Source organism: Fusibacter sp. QWL-12 (assembly GCF_058683495.1).
Genome location: NZ_CM178745.1, coordinates 998,696 through 1,021,909, shown reverse-complemented (window position 1 = coordinate 1,021,909; position 23,214 = coordinate 998,696). Strand labels below are relative to the sequence as shown.

Below are 23,214 nucleotides of genomic sequence, written 5' to 3'. Positions count from 1 at the left end.
ATCTATGCAAAATCAAAATAATTCGCCTCTAGAGGCACTCATTAAAAATTTAGAGTCTTCTACAGTCACTGGATTAACTGACGATCAAGCCATAAAAAAGCGTGAGACGTTTGGTTATAATCGATTAGAGGCTGGCAAACGTAGAACACTTATCAACATGATCCTAGATCAGTTTAAAGATTTTACAGTAATTATACTTATGATCGCTGCTGTCATATCCATATTTTTAAAGGAGATGATCGATGGGATCGTCATCTTGGGAATCGTGGTTTTAAACGCAGGCCTTGGTGCGTATCAGGAAAACAAGGCGAGTAATGCACTAGATGCGCTTAAGAAGATGGCTTCTCCCAAAACCAAAGTCATAAGAGGGGGAAAGCTCATCGAGATTGATTCACCGGAGTTGGTTCCAGGAGACTTAGTCAAACTAGATACAGGTGACTTTGTACCTGCTGATCTCAGATTAGTTGAGTCTGTTAACTTAAAAATAGATGAATCTGCATTAACTGGCGAATCCGTTCCAGTGGAAAAGGATTACCTAAGCACCGTCGATGAAAATGCACCTTTGGGAGATCAAACCAATGCCGCCTTTTCAGGTACCATCGTCACTTATGGTTATGGTAAAGGCATCGTCGTCAAGACGGGAATGTCCACACAAATCGGTCAAATAGCTAAAATGCTAAATGAAACTGAAGATGAAATGACACCGCTTCAAAAGAAACTGGCGCAGTTTGGCAAGATGCTAGGCATCGTCTGTTTAATAGTCAGTGTATTGATTATAGTTCTTGGCATCATAAGAAATGAACCGCTTTTAGAAGTGTTCTTAACGGCAGTATCCCTTGCTGTTGCAGCGATTCCAGAAGGACTTCCAGCGGTTGTTACGACCGTTTTAGCGCTAGGGATGCAAAGAATGGTTTCAAAGCATGCCATCATGAAACGATTGAGTGCAGTTGAGACGCTTGGATCAACCACAGTGATTTGTACCGATAAAACAGGAACCTTAACACAAAATAAAATGACCGTTCAAGCCCTCTATGAAAGTCTAAATCTTTACGAAGTAACAGGAACGGGCTACTCATATGAAGGTGAGATCAAAGGTGTTAATGAACAAAGCAGTTCTGCGAAATGGCTCTACCTAACGGCAGCCCTTTGTAATGATGCAGAGATCGAAGGGGAAAGCTGTATTGGTGATCCAACAGAAGGTGCACTACTTGTGCTTGCTCATAAAGGTGGCGTGGATTATAAAGTTGCGAGGAAGGACTATCCAAGATTGGACGAGTTTCCATTTGACTCCGATCGAAAACTCATGTCAACCGTACATGAAATTGATTCAAAACGCGTTCTTTTAACCAAAGGAGCTCCAGATGAGCTGTTGTCAAGAGCAACTAAGATTTGGAAAAACGGGCAAAGCTTTGACATGACAGAAGAAGACCGTGAGCAAATCCTCTCCCAAAACAAAGCCTATGCCAAAGAGGCACTTAGGGTCATTGGCTATGCTATGAGAGAAATACATGAAAATGATAAAGCTGTAGACTCTGAAATTAATTTAACCTTTTTGGGTTTGTCGGGAATGATTGATCCACCTAGAGAAGAGGCAATCAAAGCGATAAAAATCTGTAAAAATGCAGGCATTCGCGTCGTTATGATTACAGGTGATCACATTACCACGGCATCCGCTATCGCTATGCGAATGGGGATCATTGAAACGGATACCGCTGGAATTGAAGGGAGTGCCATCAATGGTTTAAGTGAATCTGAACTGATAGAACTTCTTAAAATCAAGAATGTATTTGCAAGGGTTTCACCTGAACACAAGTTGCGTATCGTTAAAGCCTTAAAATCAGATCGTCAGGTAGTCGCAATGACGGGTGATGGTGTAAATGATGCACCAGCGTTAAAGTCAGCCGATATTGGTGTCGCAATGGGTATCACAGGTACCGATGTGAGTAAAGAAGCTGCGGATATGATTCTAACAGATGATAACTTCGCGAGTATCGTTAGTGCTGTAGAAGAAGGTCGCATCATCTACAGCAATATTAGAAAATTCGTGGGATTTTTATTATCGTGTAATATTGGCGAAATTCTGATCATCTTCATTGCAATGGTGTTTAATTGGGGAATTCCATTGGTTCCGATACAGCTCTTATGGGTGAATCTCATTACCGATTCACTACCTGCTTTTGCTTTGGGACTTGAAAAAGGCGAATCTACGATTATGAATCATCAACCAAGATCGATTGATGAACCGATTATCGATCGTAAAATGGCTTATGCCATCGGTTTTCAGAGTATAGGGCTTACCATAGCAGTGCTCGCTGCTTATCAAATAGGGCTGAGAATCGAAGGTTCAACTATAGAATTGGCAAGAACATACGCTTTTAGTACGCTTATATTAGGTGAAATGTTTAGAGCATATTCTGCTAGACGTGAAGACAAAGGTATTTGGCAATTTAACCCTTTCTCAAACAAGTTGCTCAATTTATCCGTTGTGATCGCATTAACTTTATTGTTTGGCGTCATCTATATTCCTGCATTACAAGTGATATTTAGTACTGTGCCCCTCTCATTTGGTGAAGTGGATTTAATCCTACTCCTAAGCTTGTTACCACTGGTTTTTGGTGAGCTTTCAAAGATTGCTCAAAAGGTTTTTATAAAAAATTAACAATACGGCAAATACGGTTGTAAAAGGGAATCGGTATATATTATAATGTCAGTGGGACATCAAGTGTACAGTGTAAGGAATTACCTTACTTGATTAGGGTTATTAATAAGGAATAGGAGATGTATTATGAGCAAACCAGTTCTCTCTAAGCATTTTGAATCTAGAAAGCCTTCAAGTGTGCGTTTGGCACAGATGAAGTACGAAGAACGTGCCGTTAAGCCAGAGGCAGTTATCAATGTAGGGATCGGTAACGTATCACTACCAACTAACCCAGCTATGATGAAGCGTTTATTTGAAATGAATGCACCAGAAAGTCCGTTTTCTAAAGGCGTTATCCGTTACTCAACGACTGCTGGTACAGTAGAATGTCAAGATGCGTTCAAGAACATTCTTAGCTGCGAAGGCTTTGATACAAGCAAATTACATGTTCAAGTAACTGATGGTGGTTCTGCAGGTATGGAACTTTTGTTAATTGGTGTTTGTGGACCTGCTGGTTCAGATGAAAGTCCACTATTAATGATTGACCCTGCTTATACTAACTATATTTCTTTCGCTGAACGCGTAGGCAGAAAAACGGTTACTGTAAAAAGACAATTAAGAGAAGATGGTAAGTTTTCATTACCTGAGATGTCATTAATTGAAAAAACTATCGTTGAAAATAAACCGGGTGCACTTTTAGTTATTCCTTATGATAACCCGACTGGTCAATTATATGATTATGCGACTTTACAAGAACTTGCAAAATTATGCGTTAAATACAATATGTGGATGGTGAGTGATGAAGCTTACAGAGAGCTTTATTACGAAGAAGGTACACCACTTGTTAGTATCTGGGGTATTACTGATGCAGAAGTACCTGGTATCGAAGGTAGAAGAATCAGCATCGAAACTGCTTCAAAAGTATGGAATGCATGTGGCTTGAGAATTGGCGCTATGATTACAGATAGCCCAGAATTCAACAACCGTTCGGTTGCAGAATACACAGCAAACCTTTGTGCAAATGTAATTGGTCAGCATATTTTCGGCGCATTAGCACATGAAACGAAAGATCAAATCGCGGGCTGGTGCCAAAACATCCGCGGTTACTATAAAGAGCAAATCCTAATGGTATACAACGGCTTAAAAGCGCTTGAACCAAAATTAATCGTTTCAAGTCCAGATGCTTCAATTTATTCAGTAATCGATGTTAGAAATGTTGTAAAACCTGGCTTTGACTCAGTAGAGTTCGTGCTTTACTGTGCGCAAGAAGGCGCTGTAGAAATCGATGGCGTTGAAACAACACTTTTAGTTGCACCGATGAAGGGCTTCTATGATATCGATGGTAGCATGGATAATCCTGGTAGCACACAGTTCAGAATCTCGTTTGTTGAGACCCCTGAAAATATGGCTAAAATCCCTGAATTATTTGTTAAACTACTTCGTCAATACGAAGCGAAAAGAGCTTAATTAGCGAATTCAATAATAAGTAAGATGTAAACCTGTATACATTTCCTGTATACAGGTTTTTTTATAGTTCTATGGGGTAAGTATGTTATACTCTCGATTTAAAGGAGGTAGAAATGCTAGGAGAAAAAATTACATCTAATAAGATTTTGAGATTGATGGCGTGGGCACTACTAATTACGATTATTTTTAACTTGATCTATACATATTACTTACACCTCTCAATTGATCATTATATTGAAGATTATCAAAATCAACAAAATACAGCCATTAACATAGCGGATTTATTTATTTCAGAGAAGTTTGAAAGTATCTACGATGATTTGAATATCATTAGAAATTCAAACGAAGTTTTACTCTATAAGTCTAATTCAGAAGATGAATATGCATTATCGCAAATTGAATCACTTTTTGAACGTTATGCCTCAAATAAGAGTGGCCTTACACAAGTAAGATTACTTTCAGATGAAGGTATGGAGCTCGTTAGGGTCAACAAAGTAGATGATCAAGTGGTAAGAGTCCCTAAATCTGAGCTACAGGATAAATCAGATCGATACTATTATATACACGCACTTGGTGCATCAGAAAATCAGATTTATGTGTCTGATTTTGATTTAAACATAGAAAATGGTGTAATTATTGTCCCTTATGAGCCAACCATTCGATTTACAATTAAAGTAAACGATGTGACTGGAAAATTAGTAGGCCTAATCGTTTTAAATTTTGATGGTGAGAAGTTCTTCTCTGTGATCAGCCGATACGAAAATCTCGATATCAGTGATATTGAAATTGGGATTCTGGATTATAACAATTATTGGTCGCTTAGTAATACTATGGAGAATGATTATTTGGGTATTTCTTTAACTGTAAAGTCAAATCAATCTGATGAGATGAGAAGTATTTTCGATGAAATCGTTCAAAAACAAGGCGCACCAAAGCAGGGTGATTTCAATCTTGAAAATAAATATTATCAGTATAAAGAAATTGCAGAGATTGAAGAAAATAAATATTTATTTGAAGGTAAAATATTTTCTTGGTATTTTGTAAGCTATTTTAACATCGATCTGCTGATTGAACACGATCATCCATTTATACATTCGAGCTTAGTTGTTCAAATGACAGCTTCTATTGTGGTATTCATTATATCTTACGCCTTAATCTATTTGGTAGGTCAAAAGAGACGTCAGAATATACTGATGCTCACGTCTGCGTATATTACCAATAACACACATGAAGGAATCTTGTTATTGGGTAAAAACAAGGAAATTTTGTACTGTAATACGGTATTTGAGGATATCTATGGCTATAAATTAAGTGAAATTCAAAATAAACCGATTGTAACCTTGTTTAACTCTGGGTTGGCATTTAATGAAGCCAGCGAGACCGATGAAATCTATAATGCAAATATATGGAATAAAACCAAAAGAGGCAACTGGTTATATAAACATCTAGTAGTCAAAAGGATTCTAGATGAGAAAAAGCGATTACAGTACTACGTTGGCATTTACTCTGAGCCTGTGGCTGGTGACCCACTCTTAGATCAAAATTCATTATCAGAATACAGTACCTCATTACTTGCTGTCACTCAAATCGACCAAATTGGGGATTATATTGATGAAATGATGTATGACACATCTGATTTCATGGTGATCGCCATACAAATGGTTGGTGAAAGTCGTAAACTGCTTGAAACCAGTCAATCGGTTCATGGAAAGTTTCTGATGGCTGGAGAAGAAGCATTAAAATTAGAATTGCGTTATCAAATGCTCGCAGTACCGAAGACAGATATGCTGATTATGGTGGCGCCTTTGGAGACTGAGCTATCAAAAGACAAAGGTTCCTTTAATCAACCTGAAGAAAAAATCGTAGATGAAGCGATTAAGGATTTGGATAGCTTCTTAAGAAAGCTTCAAATCACATTAGGATATACTGAGGTTGAATGTAAGTATATAACAGGTGTATCTATTTCAAAGGTACATGCAAAAAAAGGGAAAGTCCTCTTGCAGGATGCATTAATTGCGCTAGAGGCACTTGAAAAGTTTAAAAAGACAAACTATCTTGTATATGATGAGAAGTATTATGAGTATGTTAAATATCACTCTACATTAAAAAATGAGTTGAAGATGGCGTTTGCTCGTGATGAGTTTAGTGTGGTTTTTCAACCGCAATATAACACGTTTTCACGAGATATGTATGGTGTTGAGGCACTTGTTAGATGGAAAAATCAACTGTTAGGAAATATTCCGCCTACTGATTTTATACCGATTCTTGAGGAGACGGATGAAATTCTACTGCTTGGCAAGCATGTTCTTAATTTAATCATAAATGAACTTTCAGCGTCAGCGCTCCCAGATTTACCGATTCGGATTTCTGTTAACCTATCCAGTAGAGAGTTTGTAAATGCGGAAATCATACAAGAACTCATACGCAAAATCAAATCCTTGGATTATCCACAGCTCAAATGGTGTTTTGAGATTACTGAGACCACATTAGTAGATAATTTAGATAGAGCAAATGAAATCATACAGCTTTTACACGAGCAGGGCATTGAGATTTCAATCGATGATTTCGGTACAGGATATTCTTCACTTGGTTATCTAAAGAAGTTAAATGCGGATGAAATCAAAATTGATAGAATGTTTATTGGAGATTATCCAGAACGAGATAATGGTAATATATTAAAGGCCATCGTTGCAATGGGTAATGAAATGGGAATTAAGTTAATCATCGAGGGAGTTGAGACAGAGGCACAATACGAATACATTAAACTGCTACAGTGTGGTAACTACCAGGGCTATTTTGGATCGGTTCCAAAGCCTTGGGCACAAGTAGTTGTAAGCTTTGAGAGTAAAAAACAATTCATATAATTAGTTAGAACAAGGTGTAGTTAAAGTAATGCAATGACCTATATCAATCACTGAATATTAAGCAAAATAAAAGGAGTAGTTGCTTATCTATAATAGATAAACAGCGACTCCTTTTTTACTTTACTCCCAAGTTGCCCAAACATCTGGTACGAATCCAACTGTAGCCTTTTGACCGTTTCTTACGATAGGGGTTCGAATTAGCTTTGGATTTTCAAGTAAAATTTCTTGAACTAAAGTTGGTGTTGAAATGCGATCGAGATTTTTCTGAGTGTACAGTGGACTTTTGGTATCGATGAGATTTTTTAGTCCGATAGCTCTTGAAACACTTTCAAGCTCACCTTTACTCATACCTTTTGAGGGCATATCAATACTTTGAAACTTTATACGGCGTTCTTTAAAATAGCGTTCTGCCTTTTGTGTATCAAAGCATTTTTTCTTTCCGAAGATCTGGATGTTCATTTTTACTCCTTAATTCTTTTTGAAATAGCGCCAAGAATTTGAGTTTCATTATTGAGACGATCCACGATATCGCCTACGAAATAAAAATCATTTCGACGTTCAAGTTTTTTAGCGACACTGCCTTTAGAAGTTATAAGTACTGAAGTGTTTTTAGGTTGTCTCGTTCTTAAAAACAGTCTAGTTGGCTGTGCGACGCCACCCGCCCAAAGTGGCGAAACGACGATAACGTTAGCGTCAACAGGCACTTCTTTAGATAGTTTTACATCAAGAGGTTTGTTTTGAGTTGCGTAATAGCCCGCTTTTATATAACCGAACACACCGTGATAATCCATACCATCTGTCAATTCAACTAATTCATAGCCAGTTTGCTTTGACAAAGCTTCAGCGATTCGCTTGGAATTGCCACTTCTTGTAAAATAAACGATATATCCCGCCATAATTACCTCCTTAAGTCTTCCTATTCTTATGATATACTTAATTTACCATAATTTGAATCATTTTTTGTAATTATTTAGGAGGAAAATATGTTGAAACAAAAGAAATGGTTGATTGCTACCATTGTTGTTGTTTTGAGTTTCTTTATATACTCGAATATCGGGGAGCAACTGTCATCAGAGCAAAGATCATCAGAAGCCACTGAAGCTGAGATCTTAAATGATGTCTATACAAGTAGCAATAATACCAAAGAAAATAAGAGTGATGAAAACAGCACACAGGGTTCTAACTTAATAGTCATCTATGGGGAGGACTATTATCTAAAAGACGATGTGGCGACTTACCTCCACACCTATGAAGAGTTGCCGCCCAATTATATAACTAAATCAGAGGCAATCGATTTGGGATGGGATGCAGATAAAGGTAATTTGTGGGATGTGTCCTATGGCAGTGTCATCGGTGGCGATCGATTTGGGAATCGAGAGGGACTCTTGCCTAAAAAAGAGGGTAGAACTTATTATGAGTGTGATGTGAACTATGAAGGCGGTTTTAGAAACGCCATGCGACTTGTATTTTCAAATGATGGGCTGATCTATTATACAGAAGATCATTATGGTTCTTTTGAACCGTTATTTCCATAGGTGGTGAGGAGATTTTTATGGGGAATAATTTGAACAATGATAAATTAAGCGATGATCAAACAAGCGATGAAAAATTAAGTAAACTAAGAATTGATATAAGTTTATTTAAATCTGTCGATGCTTTTCATGATTTTATTAAGGAGATTTTATCGCTTTCTCCTTATTATGGTAAAAACTTAGATGCCTTATGGGACGAATTATCTGTTAGAAATGAACCTGTTAAGCTCGTATTTTACAACTGTAATCAGGTAGATGAAACGCTAAGCGCGTATTTGCCCAAATTAAAGGCGCTTTTTGAGGAGCTTCACCTTGATAATGAGGGGGTTGAGGCTGAGTTTATCGATGAGCTGGTAATATAGAAATATCTTGATTAGGCGATGGCGAAACTGTTAATATATACATTAGGTAGTACTGTTCGAAGTTTATCAAACATCATGCGAATTTCGACAGCGTCTAGAAACAGATCTAGGAGGGTTAATATGGCAATTAAAACGAAATTATTTATCTCGAAATCGACTAACCCGTGGTTTAATCTCGCCTACGAGGAGCAACTTGTGAAGGAAGTTGCTGAGGATGAGATCTATCTATATTTGTGGCAAAATCAGCATACCGTCGTTATTGGTAAGCATCAAAATCCGTGGCGAGAGGTACTGGTATCTGAGCTTGAATCGGATGCTGGTAAGTTGGCACGCCGTCTTTCAGGTGGTGGTGCTGTATATCACGATTTAGGCAATTTAAATTTTACTTTTGTAATGAATAAAAAGCATGAAGACCTACACAGACAATTGAAAGTTATCGTGGAAGGCGTCAAGTCACTTGGGATTGAAGCAGAGTTTTCAGGGCGAAATGATATTTTAGCTGAAGGCAGAAAGTTTTCAGGAAATGCCTTTTATTATGGCAAAGAAAATTACTATCATCACGGTACCATCTTAGTGGATGTAGATATGAGCAAGCTGGGCAAATACCTAAATGTCTCTATGAAAAAGTTGAGTGCAAAGGGTGTTGAGTCTGTAAAATCTCGTGTGATCAACTTAAAAGAACTCAATCCAGATATCACAATTGCGACGATGATGACCGCAGTAGGAGAAGCGTTTGAATTTGAATACGGGAAGGCTGAAGACGTATTCTATATATCAGAGGATAATGTTTCTGGTGAAGCTGCAAACCGTTATGACCATTATGCTTCTTGGGAATGGCGATTTGGTAAAACGCCAAATTTTGATGTGACCTTTGAAGAAAAATTTGACTGGGGAGAGTTGGTTCTCAGCTTTAAGCTGAAGGGCGCTCAAATTGAAGCGGATGAAGTATTCTCTGATGCCATGTCTACGGATTTGATCGATGCACTCAGTGGGATCTTTGTTGGATGTCGATTAGAGAAGGTTGCCATGACCGAAGCGCTGGATCAAGTTGAAGTTCCAGAGGTGATGAAGGCAGCATTTTCAGATGTTAGAGCGTGGATTCAGACACTGCCTTTCTAACAACTTTACAAATGCGTTATGGTTGTGCTATAATAGACCGATGTAAAAAAGATATGCCAAATGAAGTAAATGCTTAGAGTATTTGAATTTCGAGCTAAGGTATGCGTCGCGTTGTTTGCTTTCGTAGATTTTAGTAAGCTGTTCACAAAAAAGAAATGGGTGTTGAAAAATTAGCAAAGAACTGGGGTCTGCGCAGGTACGATGAGGAAATGCGCTATACTATCAATGATGGTATAATGTGAATCAGAAATGGTGAAACTTAGGCACTCTAACTCTTTAAAAGGAGTTAGAGTGCCTTTTTTATTTAGCCACAATTTTATTTGTGGCAAAATCTGAAGGCTCGATGCCTGAAGATTTTTATTTAACCAAATCTCACTTGTTCTAAAAACCAAAGGCTAGCTATACATTTGGCAGATTAAAAATTGAAAAACTAGGGAGGAAATTAAGTGAGTAAAAAGATAATGGCTCTGAAAAAAGAGCTGCATGACCGAAATTTCACGAAATTTGGTCTGGATTTGAACCTAGTTGTATCTGGATTATCCGCACTATTATTAATTGGATTTGCCATCTATGCATTTCTAAATCTTGATCGCGCTTCAGAACAACTCAACCAGTTTAAAGGGATGGTACTAGAGAGATTTGATACGGTATTCATCTTCTCAGCAAACCTGTTCATCGTTGCTCTAATCGTATTGGCATTTACAAAAGCAGGGAAAATAAGGCTTGGTGGAACAGATGCTAAGCCAGAATTTAGTAAGTTTTCGTGGTACGCTATGCTCATGTCTGCGGGTATGGGGATTGGTCTAATGTTTTGGTCGGTAGGCGAGCCCATCTATCATGTCGCGGGGACACCAATCTTTCAAAGCGACAATGCAATTCAGTCAGCACTAGCGACGACGTTTTTCCACTGGGGCATTCACCCATGGGCGATCTATGGGATCATCTCGTTGGCACTTGCGTATTTTACCTTTAATAAGAAATTACCTTTATCTCCGAGATCGTTTTTTTATCCGATTTTTAAAGAACGCATCTTTGGACTATTAGGTGATGTAATCGATACATTGGCTGTACTTGCTGCTCTTGCTGGCCTTGCCACAAGTCTTGGACTTGGTGTACAGCAGATCAACAGCGGCCTGGCGCATATCTTTGGTATCCCCACAAGCATCGTTATTCAAGTGATTTTAATTACAGGAATCACTTTAATTGCAACCGCTTCAGTCGTATCAGGGATCGATAAAGGCGTTAAATTTTTAAGTGAGCTGAATATAAAAGCAGCCTTTGTCTTAATGATGATCGTATTGATCGTTGGCCCTACTTTTAAAATTATCGGTGACATTTTTGGTGCTACAGGACTCTATATAACGGGATTTGTAGATGCATCACTTAATGTGAATCAGTATGATGCAAGCTGGGCACAGGGATGGACGATATTCTACTGGGCATGGTGGATATCATGGAGCCCATTTGTTGGGATGTTTATCGCTAAGATATCAAAGGGTAGAACAGTAAGAGAGTTTATCACAGCGGTATTATTTGTACCTACGATTCTGTCGATCATATGGTTAGGTATTTTCGGTTCTACTGCATTACATGTGGATGCATCTACAGCAGGTGCGGTTACTGAAGCGGTGAATTCTAATCTTTCAATTGCACTTTTTGAAATGATACAATTAATCAATGCACCATTTTTCTCAGACATCATTAAGTTAATCGTCAATATTCTAGCTGTATTTTTAGTGGTTACATTCTTTGTTACTTCAAGTGACTCTGGTTCTTTGGTTGTCGATAGTCTTGCCAGCGGTGGTAAAATTAAATCGCCAGTCGGTCAACGTATCTTCTGGGCATTGATGGAAGGCTTTATCGCTGCAGTTCTACTGATCATTGGGGGAGAACAAGCGCTTTCTATCCTACAGACAGCTGTTATCACAACAGGACTACCGTTTGCGATCATTATTACCATCGTAACCGTGGTTCTATTCTACGAGCTCCTTTTTAAAAAGCAGGTTGATATTAAACCTGAACCCGTTTTGACCGTAGATAAGCAAGTATCGAATACGACGGATAACAAGGGTACTGGACATCAAAGTAGGCAATCAAAGGTAGATGATCTCGGTACGGAAACGATTTAACTAATAACGAAGCTTTATAAATTAAATCAATCAAAAAAGTAGGAGAGCCTAGTACGCAGGATGTACTAGGCTCTTTTTGTTCCAATGATGTTCTTCGCATTACGGGAACAGAAGGAGTAAGGTTATTGAATGGGAGAGGTATGCAAGCAGCATCCCTATAAGCACATCGGTTGGATAATGATAACCTAGAACAATTCTAGATAAACCAACGAAAAAAGCGATGCACATAAAAAATAGGGTGAGCGAGGGGATGCTGAAAGCATACGACAAAGCTATGGTAAAGGCACACGCTGTATGTCCTGATGGGAAGGAATACTGGCATGCCGGGGGCTGCGTTACGTTTGAAAAGCTAATACTTTTATACGGCCGAGGACGATTGACGATTCGCTTTATAGATTGCACAAGAAGCTGTGAAATCAACAGAGTCGAAACCGTCAAGAGACCTATAGGCATATTTAAAATTGGCGTGAGCATCAGTGCGAGTAGTGCGAATAGTATAGCAGTCACCGTGTCACCCAAATGCGTGATCCATCGCATGACTTTTGCGATAAAGTCGTGTTTTGACCCAGCGTTTAAAAAAAGGTAAATTTGTTTATCTTGATTGAGGAGAAGGTTTTTGAGAGTAAGCATCTGAACTCCTATTTTTTAAAGCGAATCATCATGCGATTGTTTAGGTTGTTTGTTGGTACGACTTAATATTAACCTATGAATGTGAAAAACAGATTAGTCCAATGTAAGGTTTAGATTAACTTTATGAAGAAAATGTCATGAAAAAGGGGTAAAAAAATCAAAAAGTGTGCGTCCAGTCACATATTTAAATTGGGAAAGACCGTATAATGAACTCAAGAATTAAGTATTATGTATACAAGATAAGAGGATTCGGCAGATACGGAGGTACACATGAAAAGGGAATTTGTAAAGGGAAACTGGGAAAATTCAATAGATGTAAGAGATTTTATTCAAAAAAATTACACACCTTATACCGGTGATGATACTTTCTTGGTTAAAATGAGTGATAGAACAAGTAAAGTATGGGCGAAATCAAAAGCTTTAATTGAAGAAGAAATTGAAAAGGGCATCATTGATATTGAAACAAATGTTTTTTCAGGCATTGATGCATTTAAACCAGGCTACATCGAAAAAGAAAACGAAGTCATTGTGGGTTTTCAAACAGATGCCCCACTTAAAAGAATCATGAATCCTTATGGTGGTTTCAGAATGCTAGAAGGATCGCTTGAAGCTTATGGGTATCATATGGACTCAGAGATGGCGGATGACTTTAAAACCTATAGAAAAACACATAACGAAGGTGTGTTTGACGCTTATACATCTGACATGAAAGCTGCTAGATCAGTTGGTCTATTAACTGGATTACCAGATGCTTATGGTAGAGGTCGCATCATCGGAGATTATAGAAGAATTGCACTTTATGGGACAGACCGTTTGATTTCTGAAAAGAAAAAGGATTTAAGAAAATTCGAAAAAGCACCTGCAACGGAAGTCAATATCAGACATAGAGAAGAAATTTCCATGCAGATCACAGCGCTAAAAGAAATCACCGCTATGGCAAAAAGCTATGGTGATGATATCTCAAGGCCAGCTGAAACGGCTAGAGAAGCAGTACAGTTTTTCTACTATGGCTACCTTGCAGCGATTAAAGAAAACAATGGCGCTGCTATGTCTCTCGGTAGAAATACCGCATTTTTAGATATCTATATTGAAAGAGAAATCGAAGCTGGCCTACTTACAGAGGTTGAAGCACAAGAATTAATCGATCAATTGGTCATAAAATTAAGAATGGTCCGTCATCTTAGAACACCTGACTACAACACTTTGTTTGCAGGAGATCCAACGTGGGTGACAGAGTCAATTGGCGGTGTAGGTGAAGATGGTAGAACGCTTGTTACAAAAACAGCCTTCAGATTTTTGCATACACTTACTAACCTTGATCCAGCGCCAGAACCGAACATGACTGTGTTATGGTCAGAGGCGCTTCCAATGAACTTCAAGCGTTACTGTGCAAAGATGTCTATCGATACAGGCGCTATTCAATACGAAAACGATGACCTTATGAGACCAATTTATGGTGATGATTATGGTATCGCATGCTGTGTTTCACCGATGCGCATCGGTAAAGACATGCAGTTTTTCGGAGCGAGAAGCAATTTAGCAAAAGCGTTACTCTATGCCATCAACGAAGGCAACGATGAGTACAAAAGAGAAAAAGATGGTTCTGTAATTAACGTATTAACAGGTGTACCAAAGTTAGTGGATGCAAATCAATCAAATGAAGTTTTAAACTTTGATGAAGTCATGGTGAATTTTAAAACCGTCATGCAATCACTTGCAGAACTTTATGTAAATACGATGAACACGATCCACTTTATGCACGACAAGTACGCATATGAAAAAGGACAGATGGCATTACATGATTCAGATGTACATCGCTATATGGCGTTTGGTGTAGCAGGTTTATCAATCGTAGCTGATTCACTGAGTGCAATTAAATATGCTAAAGTATCACCGGTTAGAGACGAAAAGGGCATCGCTATCGATTTTAAAATCGAAGGTGAGTTCCCGATGTTTGGTAATGATGATGATCGTGTGGATTTCTTAGCGAAAGAGGTACTTGAATTCTTCTCAAGTGAACTTAAAAAGCATGAAGCCTACAGAGGCGCTGAAAAAACTTTATCTGTATTAACCATTACTTCTAATGTCGTCTATGGTAAGAAAACAGGCGCAACACCTGATGGTAGAGCAAAGGGCGAAGCATTTGCACCAGGTGCAAATCCAATGCATGGTCGTGATCAAATGGGTGCACTGGCATCGCTTAACTCAGTTGCAAAACTTCCTTTTGAAGGCGTTTGCCAAGATGGTATCTCAAATACATTTTCAATTGTACCAACTGCGCTTGGACGTTCAGAAGCAGATCGTGAGAACAATTTAGCAGGTCTTTTAGATGGCTACTTTGGAAAAGATGCTTTCCACCTCAATGTTAACGTTCTATCACGTCAACTTTTGATCGATGCAATGGAAAATCCAGCGAAATACCCAACTTTAACGATTAGAGTTTCTGGATATGCCGTTCACTTTAACCGATTGACGAGAGAACAAAAAGAAGAAGTCATCAGAAGAACTTTCCATGAAAGAGTATAGATCAAGTCTGATACGCATGAAATTATAGCGTTTTGGATAGTTTAAATTTTCGATAAGAATCATGTGCAAATATTAAATAGAGATAAAACCGAGAAATCGGAAAAAATGAGGAATGAATCATATAAAAAGAGAAAGGTGTGTGGTCGTAATGACAGGAAAATTACATTCGATAGAAACGATGGGGCTGGTTGATGGTCCTGGTATAAGAACGGTTTTTTTCTTACAAGGTTGTCCTTTAAGATGTCTTTACTGCCACAACCCAGATTCTCAGTCTTTCAAGGGAGAGAAAACCATTACAACGGAAGAAGTGGTTGCCCTTGCAAGCCGTTATAAAAGCTATTACAAGGCGTCTGGCGGTGGTGTTACTTTTTCGGGTGGTGAGCCACTTATGCAAGGCGAATTCGTACTTGAAGCTTTTAAAGCACTTAAAGCAGAAGGCATCACAACCTGTGTTGACACTTCGGGCTATGGGCAGATGGCTTATTATCAGGCGATCTTTCAAGTAACCGATCACATTTTACTGGATATCAAACATCCAATAGAAGAAATGCATAAAGAAATCACAGGTTTAGATATGAGTGGGATTAGAAATTTTATTCAAGAGGTCAGCAAAGGATTTGACGGGACTGTAACCATACGTCATGTCATGGTGCCGGGCTATTCTGATAGCAGTGAAATCATTGAAGAAATCCTCGATATCATTGAACCCATTCAAAAAAAAGTTGATAAAATTGACATTTTGCCTTATCATAAAGCTGGAACTGAAAAATATTCTCAATTAAATATCCCTTATCAGTTAGAAACAGTTCCAGCTATGAATCAAGATCGCGCCAATATTTTCGAGAAAGAAATCAATGAAAAGCTGAATGTGCGAAAAAAAAAGACGCTATCTAGAATAGCGTAGGAAGGTGATCCTATTTTATCAGTTAAATGCAACCACGATCAGTGTATAAAATGCGGAAAACTATTATGTATCAACAACATCCCCTTACTGTCAGGTCTTGACGATAAAGAAATTGAAAAGATCTCGGAAGGGGTTTCTTCACGTGATTATAAAAAAGGCGACGTTATTTTCTCACAAGGAGAAAAAGCAAATAAGCTCTACATCGTCTGTACGGGTAAAATCAAAATCTTTAAGAACATGATGGATGGAAAAGAGCAAATCCTTTACATTTTATCAGAAGGAGACTTTATTGGCGCTTTTAATCTACTAAAGGAAGATGAGTTTGATTTCAGTGCAGTTGCACTGGAAAATACACACATCAGTACCTTAGAAAAATCATCCTTTGACAAGGTAATGATCAGTAATCCAGAAATCACACTTAAGATATTTGAAAAGGCCTATGAGCGCATCATTAAGGCTGAGAGTCTTGTTCAGAGACTTTCAAGTAGCAACCCCGATGCGAAGGTAATTGGACTTCTGATCGATTTGGCATCCGATTTTGGAAAGCCTGACGATGAAGGTGGTGTAATGCTAGAACTCACCATCAATCGCGAGGAGATGGGGAGCTATGCCGGTATAGCAAGGGAAACCATGTCTCGTAAGCTACAGCTATTTGATGAAATGGGCCTTATAAAGCTACTTGGCGTCAAAAAAATACTGATCTATGATTTAGATAAGCTTAAGGCAATGATATAAGTGAACCTCTCAACTGTAATGTTGGGAGGTTTTTTATTTGCAAAATATGAATTATGTAAAGGATATTAGAAAATCATTAGAAATTTGAAATTGAATATTGAGGATTTAATTTTTTTGTTATAATTATCAGAAAATACCAATAAAGGTATTTATAAATAACAAATTAAATTTTAGGGGGATTTTAAAATGGTTGATTATGAAAACAAACAAGAGCTGAGCAAGCCAAAATGGTACAGAAGTACAGCACTTCATTATCCAATTTTATTCATTGTTGTTTTTTTAATGATTAGAGTTGGAAGGTCGTTACCTTCAAATAATGTGATGTTTATATTTGGGATGTTAGTGAGTATTTCTGCTATTAGTGGAATAATTACTGAACGATTTTATTTTAAATTGCGTTTCATTTCAAACTATATCAATGATAATAATTATGCTTTACGTGCAAACTTGATTCAATTTTTAATAGGAGTAATAATTTCAGTGATAACTGTATTCCTACAAGGGTTTGAGGTAGTGACAAATGTATGGAACGCAATTTTTTAAATTTAGCCAGTATTCTTCCGAGTTAAGTAGAATAAATTGATGATTGATCACCAACTGATTAATTACAAGAACATTTATGAAGATTGAGAATTGATAAAAGAGAAATTATAATCCTGCAACTTTTCGAACGCTTTTAGAGGATAGTGACAGAGGATACCCAAAAATCCTTTAACCTTGAATTTATACACATATTGTGCCAACAATCCGATTAAGTACTATGACCCAAGCTTTCTTTTATGGGACAACGGAGCTATAGCTGTATCTTTTGGCTCTGGTTCATATACAGATAAAGAAGATTGCTACAGATCTTGGATTAAAGGTACATCACATATTTGAAATGAGATTTGCTAAAATTCTTGGAAATGATGCTGGTAAAGCTGGTGAAATTACTGATTGGGGGAAGTGGTAAGTTGGATAGAGTACCATTAATATGTATTATAACCGGAGGAGATGGAGGAGATGCGCTTCTTAGTGAAATTTATGAGCATGTCAAACATGATATTCCTAAAGTATTTAAAAAAAGTTATGAATATTTAGGACGAGGGCAGCTTAATTTACCATTACCAGAGAATTCCTCAAGCTATCGATATGTTATGGATTTAGCTGAAAAATGCCATCTAAATCCAACTATTTTTCAAACAGTACATTATACAAAAACTGAGGAAGAACGTGCTGAATATTTCGAAATGCGTATTCATTCTCCGTTGCAACTTGAAGGTACAGACGCTGATGATTATGGTACACAGTATTCGTTTGGTTGTCCATATTGTGGGCTTGGTGGAAAACCAATTGGAGATGTATTTGTTGATCGTAAGTTCATCAAGAAATATAGTATCGGAACACTATACCCTGAAATCTTTGTAACTGAGCCTATTAAGAATCTTATATTGGAAAATAATTTGACAGGAGTGTCATTTGAGTGTGAAGTAAAAGACTACAAGGGACGAGAGATGCCAAAATATTTCGTGATGAACATTCATAATGTCCTACCGCCTATGAGTGATTGCGCTTGGTTGATAAAGAATCCGTATATTGATAAACGGTATGAAAAGTGTGGGCATCAAGTTGTTTATCACCGTTCAGATGCTCAGTATGAGAGAAAAAAATTAAGTGCAGCTTTGGACTTTAACCTGTCACATGAATATGTAGATAATTTTCGTTTGCAAGTTATAATTGTTAGTTCAAGGGTGCGTAATCTTTTTAAGAAAAACAAAATACAATCTAGTTTTTTCCCTATAACAATACTTTGATTGATCAATGTATGTCTGGTCAGTGTTGCTGAGATACACGATAGCCCAGGTAACGGTATCAGCCTATCATTTTTTAGGTATCAGTAGAAATAAAAAAGTTTCCATAATGGGCGAGAACCGAGCTAATAGTAAAAATGAATCAAAATGGTTGTGAAGTACAAAGAGTAGCAAGAAAATAGAGACATTCTTGCTACTCATTTATGAAATTGATACCACATCAATAATAGATAATACAATCTTAATTCATATTGGGGGAAATTATTATGTCTTTTAATTTATTTCAATTCGATAATAATGAAGGTGTTGGTGGTTTTGAGTACGGTGGTTATGATAAGTATTCTATACACCCTACTGACACAAATTGGACGAGATTGTCAAGATTTGAAGTGCCAAGCAAACCAAGGTTATTATGGAAAGTAAGTATGGATAATGCTTATATAGATGGAGCTATAGTAAATGGCGGATTTGCAATAGATAGTGAAAATAATATTCTAATTTCAGACTGTGATAATAATATTGTTGGTGATAATGTTGGAAGATTAATTAAAATAAATAGTACAGGTCAAATAAATATTATATTTAAAACCAATATGAGATTAAAATCTCCTGTGATAGGAACTAATGGTTTGGTTTATTTAACTACTACAGACTCTAAAAATAGATCAAAACACAAGTTATATTGTTTATTTCCTGATGGAAAACTTAACTGGGAATTTACAATTAATGATCAGCCTTATTCAAAACCTGTTCTTGATGCGGATGGAAATATTTATATTTTTACATATGAAAACGAAAAAGGAACATTATCTTGCATAACAGATAAAGGTAATCTGAAATGGGAGAATAAATTTGACTCTGTTAATTGGTTTGAACCTATTATATCTAAGAATGGATTAATATATATAGGTTTAAATAAGCATAAAAGCTTATGTGCTTATGATAAAAGTGGAAAAAAAGTATTTGAAAAAAAATTAGGTCAGGGATTAGGCTCATCCCCTTTTATAATTAAAGAAGATTGCTCAATATATGCTTGTTTATCAAATACTTTATTAGCTATTGATGAGAATGGTAATACTAAATGGGAGTATTACCCCGTTGAGGGGTATGCAGTAACTTCCCCAGCGATTGATAAAGGTGGAAATTTATATTTAAATCTGAATGATTTTAAATTGGCTTCAATAGATAGTATTGGAAAGGAAAGATGGATAACACAGATTACTGGTGCCGTTAACATGCCACCAGTGCTTGATAAATTCAGTAATGTAATACAAGCAAGCTTTATGCAGAACTATCCTCAGTATAAGTCGTGGCTTGAAGTGTTTTCTGATAAAGGGAAAAAAATTTGGGAGTTTGCAATAAATGGAACTATTGTTTCATGTGTTTTAGGAAATGATGGGCTGATTTATTTACTATCTAATTGTCGTACCTATAAGAAAAAAGGATGGAAAGAAAAAATAAATGTCCAGTGGGATTTATATGCGTTAACTCAGGAATAGAAAATAAAACTATAAAAATATGTAAATAATGGAGGAAGTAAAATGTCTTCTAAACAACCAATAATAATACAATTAAAATGGTCAAGCATAGTAGCAAAGATAGTTGTTTTTGTTATAATTTCATTTTTATTAAGTTGCTTACATTTAAGTGATCCGATTTTTTATGGAGCTTTAATATTTTTTTTATTAAATATAATTTAAAAAAAAATAGTACCTAAATATCATAGAAGAGGTGTGAAGTATTTTAAAGAAAAAAAGTATGATCTAGCAATTAAAGAATTTCAAAAAAGTTATGATTTTTTTACTTCCTATAATTGGATTGATAAATATCGTAGTATTATAATTCTTTCATCAAGTAGGATGTCTTACTCAGAAATGGCTTTAATTAATATAGCTTTTTGCTTTAGTCAAACAGGAAATGGCGACAAATCAAAAGAGTATTATGAAAAAGTTGTCAAGCAATACCCTGATAGCGAAATTGCTCTGTCCGCATTAAAAATGATTGAATCTTTTAAAAATTGATTTGAAATAGCTTTTATAAGAATTTACCTTTTCCTAAAAATCATAAATCTATAATGTTATACATATTCTTATGTATGATAGGTGATGGTTAAATGGTGATATAATTAAAGTACTCAATCAGCAAGGCCAAATTATAAATAATTATGAGTACGAAGCATTTGGCTTATTAGAAAGCAAAAGCGAGGTTGAGAAAAATCCATTTAGATATAGTGGAGAGTATTTTGACGATGAGTCGGGGTTGATTTATTTAAGAGGTCGATATTATAGTCCTGAAATTAGTAGATTTATTACTGAAGATTCATTTAGAGGTAGAATAGAAAATCCAGGAAGCTTAAACAGATATTCGTATTGCTTAAATGACCCAATAAATTTTATCGATCCATCTGGGCATGATTCATATAGATTAAGATATTTGGCTGAAGCTAGGGAAATAGCTCATTATTTCTATGAAAATTATGGTGGAAAAGAAGTAGACTCTGCATTGGTAAGTATGATACCTATGGTTGATGTATTTAAAGATTTATTAGATAGTTATTATGGTGAGGATATTATTTCTGGACATAAATTAACAGAAGAAGATATCGAATTAATGTAACTATTTGCGATTACCCCATTTTATAGCAGGGCTATGGATGACGTAGCTGATGTAATAAGTGATGCGTATAAGGGGACGGTAAAAGCTATACCTAATAAAGGGTTTAGTTCATTTACAGAATTGAAGAAGTACCTTGGTAGTCCTGGTGATGGAAAGGCATGGCATCACTTTGTTGAACAGTCTCAAATGGGCAAAAGTGCCAATTTCGCATCGTACCAAATCAATAATGTTAATAATGTAATAGCAATCCCTCATGGTAGTGGCTCAATACACTCGAAAATTTCAGCACATTATTCATCAAAATTTGATTTTACTGGTGGGTTAACAGTTCGAGATTGGCTTTCTACAAAGTCATTTGACGAACAATTTCAATATGGAAAAGAATTATTAGAAGAATTCGGAACTGTTACTGCGACTGATAGTGGTTGGGTATTCAAGTAGTTTGACTAAGGAGGGATATAGATGGATGCAAGAGTGTCTAGATTTCAAGAATTAGCTAAAGAAAGATGGATTTATCTTGAAGAAGGCGATAGTAAGAACGGTAATAAATGTTATGATGAGTTATTAGCAATCGCCAAAGAGTTGCGTAATGAAGGTAAATTAAATTCATTGGAAAGTCTTTTAGTTGTGGATGATGATGGAGTTAAATTTGAAGCCGCTTCAAAATTACTTACTGTTGACAATACAAATGCGGAACAGGTTATGGTTAAGATTACAGAGAAAAAAGGTACATTACCCTTCACAGCCAAAATGACATTAAAGCAATGGAGAGCAGGCAATTTAAAATTCTAATATAACGACTATGTTAGGGTTGCAAGAGAGTTATAATTTGGTGATAGATAATAATATATTGTCTATCACTTTTTCTTGGGGTGGTACACCCGGTGCCTAGCGAGACCAATACCACAATAACTACAATGGTTACCTTTGTCAGCCTTGCATTAAAAATTCATGAAGTACCCTGTACGCACATCACCATTTAAGCGTAAAAAGGAGGGTATTAAAAACAATTATAAAAAAAATTCGAATTATCATGAATCCTCAATTATCATCGTGTAGTTGAGGATTTTTCTTTATCTCTTTTTACTTGATATTGACGTAGTTTTTTTCAGTCGGTTGGTTTAGAATCCAAATATCATCATAAAAATCAAAATTAAGCATACTCTTGAATATAATATTTTAAGTTATTCATGTAAGTTTAAATGTCACTAATTGTTCTTTTTCTATAAAATCCCTCAAATAAAATTGAAGGTTAAAGTCGAAACAGCAAAAATATCTCCCATCAACAGAGAGATATTTATAATAAATCACAGAAATTTTATACTTAGAAAGGCTCAACCAGATATAGAAAATAGTTTACAGTTATAAATAAAGCTTTAAGCTATTGTGTAAACGTCATTTGACGAACCTCTACAGTAGGCAGTTCTGAAAGCTCAGCCTGCATGAAGGCAATTTCAGAATCGAAGCCTTTAACAAATTCTATTAATATAATCCCTTTAGTGGATTTTGATGACGTATTGTCATGTAAGCCAAGACGGGTTTTTATGATATGTCCGTGTCTTGATAATAACTCTTTTACTCGCTTTTCGTCTTGTTCCTGATCTCCGATTTGAATACCCATGATATATCGCATATGACACGCCCCTTTCTAGTATATAGATATCCGAACAAATTTGTAATAAACACAATTGAGATTCAATTTCATTAAAAAAATGTAATTTATTTAATTCTTAGTTGACAAGTCGGAATTGATTGCGTATACTTCAAACAGAAACTATGAGATTGGGAGTTATTTTATGAATCGTATAGAGTATAAGAGCTTACAATTGAATCCAAGTCATTTAGCATGCTGTTGCTGTTGTTCTTTCGATAGAAGTGAATAATGGCTAATTTGAGTGCTAA

At 36.4% G+C, this 23,214-nt stretch carries 22 protein-coding genes; 18 read left to right on the top strand and 4 right to left on the bottom strand.

Annotated elements, in window-relative coordinates:
- Positions 1-4 precede the first annotated feature (4 nt).
- From AC4PID_RS05335 to AC4PID_RS05325, 3 genes are all read left to right on the top strand, one after another.
- Entirely contained in the window at positions 5-2,659 is a 2,655-nt protein-coding gene (locus AC4PID_RS05335) for a calcium-translocating P-type ATPase, SERCA-type (protein WP_492134530.1), read from the top strand.
- A gap of 126 nt (positions 2,660-2,785) precedes the next feature.
- On the top strand, positions 2,786-4,105 hold the full coding sequence (locus AC4PID_RS05330) for a pyridoxal phosphate-dependent aminotransferase (RefSeq protein WP_492134529.1): 1,320 nt from the start codon (positions 2,786-2,788) through the stop codon (positions 4,103-4,105).
- A 113-nt stretch (positions 4,106-4,218) separates the two neighbouring features.
- Positions 4,219-6,969: an EAL domain-containing protein gene (locus tag AC4PID_RS05325; protein ID WP_492134528.1), complete on the top strand. Its 2,751-nt coding sequence runs from the start codon at positions 4,219-4,221 to the stop codon at positions 6,967-6,969.
- Between the two features lie 120 nt (positions 6,970-7,089).
- Here the strand turns inward: AC4PID_RS05325 and AC4PID_RS05320 are convergent, their stop codons facing one another.
- Positions 7,090-7,428 (bottom strand): arsenate reductase family protein, encoded by a 339-nt coding sequence (locus tag AC4PID_RS05320; protein WP_492134527.1) that lies wholly within the window; start codon positions 7,426-7,428, stop codon positions 7,090-7,092.
- Positions 7,429-7,430: 2 nt separating this feature from the next.
- A complete protein-coding gene (locus AC4PID_RS05315) occupies positions 7,431-7,865 on the bottom strand; it encodes a hypothetical protein (RefSeq protein WP_492134526.1) in 435 nt (144 codons plus the stop codon).
- Positions 7,866-7,952: 87 nt separating this feature from the next.
- Here AC4PID_RS05315 and AC4PID_RS05310 point away from each other — a divergent pair, with 87 nt between their 5' ends.
- From AC4PID_RS05310 to AC4PID_RS05295, 4 genes are all read left to right on the top strand, one after another.
- Positions 7,953-8,504, top strand: coding sequence for a ribonuclease domain-containing protein (locus AC4PID_RS05310; RefSeq protein WP_492134525.1), 552 nt, complete (start codon positions 7,953-7,955; stop codon positions 8,502-8,504).
- 17 nt (positions 8,505-8,521) lie between these two features.
- Positions 8,522-8,863, top strand: coding sequence for a barstar family protein (locus AC4PID_RS05305; protein WP_492134524.1), 342 nt, complete (start codon positions 8,522-8,524; stop codon positions 8,861-8,863).
- Positions 8,864-8,983: 120 nt separating this feature from the next.
- The gene (lplA, locus tag AC4PID_RS05300; RefSeq protein ID WP_492134523.1) at positions 8,984-9,982 is read left to right on the top strand and encodes a lipoate--protein ligase; all 999 of its coding nucleotides are present in this window, start codon (positions 8,984-8,986) and stop codon (positions 9,980-9,982) included.
- A gap of 446 nt (positions 9,983-10,428) precedes the next feature.
- Positions 10,429-12,111 (top strand): BCCT family transporter, encoded by a 1,683-nt coding sequence (locus AC4PID_RS05295; protein ID WP_492134522.1) that lies wholly within the window; start codon positions 10,429-10,431, stop codon positions 12,109-12,111.
- 99 nt (positions 12,112-12,210) lie between these two features.
- Here the strand turns inward: AC4PID_RS05295 and AC4PID_RS05290 are convergent, their stop codons facing one another.
- Positions 12,211-12,564, bottom strand: coding sequence for a phosphatase PAP2 family protein (locus AC4PID_RS05290; RefSeq protein ID WP_492135364.1), 354 nt, complete (start codon positions 12,562-12,564; stop codon positions 12,211-12,213).
- Between the two features lie 447 nt (positions 12,565-13,011).
- Here AC4PID_RS05290 and pflB point away from each other — a divergent pair, with 447 nt between their 5' ends.
- From pflB to AC4PID_RS05235, 11 genes are all read left to right on the top strand, one after another.
- Positions 13,012-15,267 (top strand): formate C-acetyltransferase, encoded by a 2,256-nt coding sequence (pflB, locus tag AC4PID_RS05285; protein ID WP_492134521.1) that lies wholly within the window; start codon positions 13,012-13,014, stop codon positions 15,265-15,267.
- A 148-nt stretch (positions 15,268-15,415) separates the two neighbouring features.
- Positions 15,416-16,171, top strand: a complete 756-nt coding sequence (gene pflA, locus AC4PID_RS05280) for a pyruvate formate-lyase-activating protein (RefSeq protein ID WP_492134520.1) — start codon at positions 15,416-15,418, stop codon at positions 16,169-16,171.
- Positions 16,172-16,183: 12 nt separating this feature from the next.
- Positions 16,184-16,906: a Crp/Fnr family transcriptional regulator gene (locus tag AC4PID_RS05275; RefSeq protein WP_492135363.1), complete on the top strand. Its 723-nt coding sequence runs from the start codon at positions 16,184-16,186 to the stop codon at positions 16,904-16,906.
- 186 nt (positions 16,907-17,092) lie between these two features.
- Entirely contained in the window at positions 17,093-17,449 is a 357-nt protein-coding gene (locus AC4PID_RS05270; RefSeq protein WP_492134519.1) for a hypothetical protein, read from the top strand.
- A gap of 265 nt (positions 17,450-17,714) precedes the next feature.
- Entirely contained in the window at positions 17,715-17,858 is a 144-nt protein-coding gene (locus AC4PID_RS05265) for a hypothetical protein (RefSeq protein WP_492134518.1), read from the top strand.
- A 1-nt stretch (position 17,859) separates the two neighbouring features.
- The gene (locus AC4PID_RS05260) at positions 17,860-18,699 is read left to right on the top strand and encodes a hypothetical protein (RefSeq protein WP_492134517.1); all 840 of its coding nucleotides are present in this window, start codon (positions 17,860-17,862) and stop codon (positions 18,697-18,699) included.
- A gap of 263 nt (positions 18,700-18,962) precedes the next feature.
- Entirely contained in the window at positions 18,963-20,195 is a 1,233-nt protein-coding gene (locus AC4PID_RS05255; RefSeq protein ID WP_492134516.1) for an outer membrane protein assembly factor BamB family protein, read from the top strand.
- A 234-nt stretch (positions 20,196-20,429) separates the two neighbouring features.
- Positions 20,430-20,717 (top strand): tetratricopeptide repeat protein, encoded by a 288-nt coding sequence (locus AC4PID_RS05250; RefSeq protein ID WP_492134515.1) that lies wholly within the window; start codon positions 20,430-20,432, stop codon positions 20,715-20,717.
- A gap of 100 nt (positions 20,718-20,817) precedes the next feature.
- Positions 20,818-21,312, top strand: coding sequence for an RHS repeat domain-containing protein (locus AC4PID_RS05245; RefSeq protein ID WP_492135362.1), 495 nt, complete (start codon positions 20,818-20,820; stop codon positions 21,310-21,312).
- 33 nt (positions 21,313-21,345) lie between these two features.
- Positions 21,346-21,753 (top strand): hypothetical protein, encoded by a 408-nt coding sequence (locus tag AC4PID_RS05240; RefSeq protein ID WP_492134514.1) that lies wholly within the window; start codon positions 21,346-21,348, stop codon positions 21,751-21,753.
- 21 nt (positions 21,754-21,774) lie between these two features.
- A complete protein-coding gene (locus tag AC4PID_RS05235) occupies positions 21,775-22,104 on the top strand; it encodes a hypothetical protein (RefSeq protein ID WP_492134513.1) in 330 nt (109 codons plus the stop codon).
- 589 nt (positions 22,105-22,693) lie between these two features.
- On the opposite strand, the gene AC4PID_RS05230 is transcribed toward AC4PID_RS05235, so the two are convergent.
- A complete protein-coding gene (locus AC4PID_RS05230) occupies positions 22,694-22,945 on the bottom strand; it encodes a hypothetical protein (protein ID WP_492134512.1) in 252 nt (83 codons plus the stop codon).
- Positions 22,946-23,214: the final 269 nt, after the last annotated feature.

Coding starts and splice junctions, on each gene's coding strand:
- AC4PID_RS05335 (WP_492134530.1), top strand. CDS start 5: ATGCAAAATCAAAATAATTCGCCTCTAGAGGCACTCATTAAAAATTTA.
- AC4PID_RS05330 (WP_492134529.1), top strand. CDS start 2,786: ATGAGCAAACCAGTTCTCTCTAAGCATTTTGAATCTAGAAAGCCTTCA.
- AC4PID_RS05325 (WP_492134528.1), top strand. CDS start 4,219: ATGCTAGGAGAAAAAATTACATCTAATAAGATTTTGAGATTGATGGCG.
- AC4PID_RS05320 (WP_492134527.1), bottom strand. CDS start 7,428: ATGAACATCCAGATCTTCGGAAAGAAAAAATGCTTTGATACACAAAAG.
- AC4PID_RS05315 (WP_492134526.1), bottom strand. CDS start 7,865: ATGGCGGGATATATCGTTTATTTTACAAGAAGTGGCAATTCCAAGCGA.
- AC4PID_RS05310 (WP_492134525.1), top strand. CDS start 7,953: ATGTTGAAACAAAAGAAATGGTTGATTGCTACCATTGTTGTTGTTTTG.
- AC4PID_RS05305 (WP_492134524.1), top strand. CDS start 8,522: ATGGGGAATAATTTGAACAATGATAAATTAAGCGATGATCAAACAAGC.
- lplA (WP_492134523.1), top strand. CDS start 8,984: ATGGCAATTAAAACGAAATTATTTATCTCGAAATCGACTAACCCGTGG.
- AC4PID_RS05290 (WP_492135364.1), bottom strand. CDS start 12,564: ATGCCTATAGGTCTCTTGACGGTTTCGACTCTGTTGATTTCACAGCTT.
- pflB (WP_492134521.1), top strand. CDS start 13,012: ATGAAAAGGGAATTTGTAAAGGGAAACTGGGAAAATTCAATAGATGTA.
- pflA (WP_492134520.1), top strand. CDS start 15,416: ATGACAGGAAAATTACATTCGATAGAAACGATGGGGCTGGTTGATGGT.
- AC4PID_RS05270 (WP_492134519.1), top strand. CDS start 17,093: ATGGTTGATTATGAAAACAAACAAGAGCTGAGCAAGCCAAAATGGTAC.
- AC4PID_RS05255 (WP_492134516.1), top strand. CDS start 18,963: ATGTCTTTTAATTTATTTCAATTCGATAATAATGAAGGTGTTGGTGGT.
- AC4PID_RS05240 (WP_492134514.1), top strand. CDS start 21,346: ATGGATGACGTAGCTGATGTAATAAGTGATGCGTATAAGGGGACGGTA.
- AC4PID_RS05235 (WP_492134513.1), top strand. CDS start 21,775: ATGGATGCAAGAGTGTCTAGATTTCAAGAATTAGCTAAAGAAAGATGG.
- AC4PID_RS05230 (WP_492134512.1), bottom strand. CDS start 22,945: ATGCGATATATCATGGGTATTCAAATCGGAGATCAGGAACAAGACGAA.